The sequence below is a fragment of the Streptomyces sp. NRRL WC-3742 genome (assembly GCF_000720635.1).
Lineage (GTDB): Bacteria > Actinomycetota > Actinomycetes > Streptomycetales > Streptomycetaceae > Kitasatospora.
Map to the genome: position 1 here is coordinate 1 of NZ_JOCF01000185.1, position 606 is coordinate 606.

The 606-nt window shown below is 67.7% G+C and carries 1 protein-coding gene; it reads right to left on the reverse strand.

All coding sequences use genetic code 11. From position 1 onward, the window contains the following. Window positions 1–581 (reverse strand): GTP-binding protein (locus IH61_RS0139980; RefSeq protein WP_031079420.1); only part of this gene is annotated, 581 nt, incomplete at its 3' end. Window positions 582–606: the final 25 nt, after the last annotated feature.

A 606-nucleotide genomic window follows, 5' to 3' on the forward strand; every position in this document is an offset into this window, starting at 1 on the left:
CGCAGTCGGGCGAGGAGGGCGTGTTCGACGAGGGTGATGAGGGCGCTTTTGGCGCTGTCGCGGCGGCGGGCGTCGAGGGTGATGATGGGGGTGTCGGCGCCGAGTTGGAGTGCTTCGCGGACTTCGTCGGGGGTGTGGGGCTGGTGTCCGTCGAAGCCGTTGAGGGCGACGACGAAGGGGAGTCCGCTGTTCTCGAAGTAGTCGAGGGCGGGGAAGCAGTCGGCGAGGCGTCGGGTGTCGACGAGGACGACGGCTCCGATGGCTCCTCGGACGAGGTCGTCCCACATGAACCAGAAGCGGTCCTGTCCGGGGGTGCCGAAGAGGTAGAGGATGAGGTCTTCGTCGAGGGTGATGCGGCCGAAGTCCATGGCGACGGTGGTGGTGGTCTTGCCGGAGACGTGGCTGAGGTCGTCGATTCCGGCGGAGGCCGAGGTCATGACGGCTTCGGTGCGCAGGGGGTTGATCTCGGAGACGGCGCCGACGAGTGTGGTCTTGCCGACGCCGAAGCCGCCCGCGACGACGATCTTCGCGGAGGTGGTGGCGCGGGTGGAGGCGGCCGCGTTAGAGCTTGCGAAGTCCACTGAGGACCCTTTCGAGCAGCGTGAC